Origin of the sequence: Primorskyibacter flagellatus (assembly GCF_900176485.1) — a bacterium.
Taxonomy (GTDB): Bacteria; Pseudomonadota; Alphaproteobacteria; order Rhodobacterales; family Rhodobacteraceae; genus Primorskyibacter; species Primorskyibacter flagellatus.
This window is the reverse complement of record NZ_FWYD01000062.1, coordinates 1-1402: the sequence shown is the minus strand read 5'-3', so window position 1 is coordinate 1402 and position 1402 is coordinate 1. Positions and strand designations below refer to the sequence as shown.

Genomic DNA, 1402 nt, shown 5'->3' with positions numbered 1-1402 from the left:
ATTTGTGCATGTATGGATGCCCCTATTAGTGCAAGTGATTTTTGAACGGTGCAAGCGTGTGATCGGGTGCGGTCATGTATCAGGCCTCTGTATGCGGTGATATATTGACCGCGGGCCGGTATGGCGATGCGCGGATCAAAAGCATATCAACAAACCGAGCTCGATGGCTCCTGCACAAATGCTGCTTTCTCTGACCCGGATCTGATCGATCCTTTGCCCTTACTGTTCAGTGACCTCCTCACACTCCCAACTTACCGGGACGCCGTAACACGCAGTCTTCGCTATGCCATCGTCGCCGCCGGATTCCGGTAATCCTCGTGTTTCGTAATCATGGCCCAGAGACCACGGGCCATTTTGTTGGCCAGCGCAATTGCGGCGACCATGCGTGGCTTGCGGGTCAGCAGGCGTTTCAGCCAGCCATTGTTCGGTGTGTTGAACCGCTCGACAGCCTGAAGAACGGCCATGGCTCCAGAGACCAGGAGGGTACGGATGTCGCGTTGACCCATCTTTGAGGTCTTCCCGAGCCTGGCCTTCCCGCCGGTCGAGTGCTGCTTTGGCACCAACCCAAGCCACGCGGCAAAATCGCGACCGCGTTTGAAGGTGGTCAGGTCTGGGGCAAACGTCTCGATTGCAAGCGCCGTGACAGGACCCACGCCCGGCATCGTCTGTGCGCGACGCACCAAGTCCGCTTTCTTGGCCGCAGATCTCATCTTTGCATCAAGCTCTGCAACACGCGCATTCATTTCCTCGATCTGCTCGAGATACATCCGGCCAAGTTCACGAACCTCAATGTGCAGCATCGTGTCATTATCTGCGAGCGCATCGACAAGCTGCTTGAGATGGGCAGGCCCCCGCGCCGCAACCAGTCCGTGTTCGGCAAGGTGGCCCCGCAAAGCGTTGATCATCTGAGTGCGCTGACCAACAAACATCTGCCGGGTGCGAAACAGCATGGCGCGGGCCTGCTGATCTTCAGTCTTCACTACCACAAAGCGCATGGTCGGACGCATTGCAGCCTCCACGATGGCTTCTGCATCGGCCATATCGTTTTTTTGGCGTTTGACAAACGGCTTCACATAGGACGGCGGAATTAACCGCACGTCGTGCCCCAGTGCTTCAAAGGCCCGACCCCAGCCATGCGCCGTCGCACATGCCTCCATAGCGATCAGGCATTTGGGCTGCTGTGCCACGAACGCAATCAGCTGCCCCCGCGACAGCTTCTTACGAAATGCAACCGACCCGTCAGCGTGGGCACCGTGAAGCTGGAAAACGCGCTTTGCCAGGTCGACACCGATTATAGTAACTTCGGACATGGATGCTCCTTCCTTTTGTGATGGCTTTAACACTCACCACAATGGCACATTGAGATGCCGTCGGGAGGGGCATCCACGCCATCAACAAAGCC

1 protein-coding gene is annotated in these 1402 nt (G+C 57.1%); it reads right to left on the bottom strand.

The window, feature by feature from the left end:
* Nucleotides 1-281 precede the first annotated feature (281 nt).
* The gene (locus tag B8991_RS20915; RefSeq protein WP_084355210.1) at nucleotides 282-1310 is read right to left on the bottom strand and encodes an IS110 family RNA-guided transposase; all 1029 of its coding nucleotides are present in this window, start codon (nucleotides 1308-1310) and stop codon (nucleotides 282-284) included.
* Nucleotides 1311-1402: the final 92 nt, after the last annotated feature.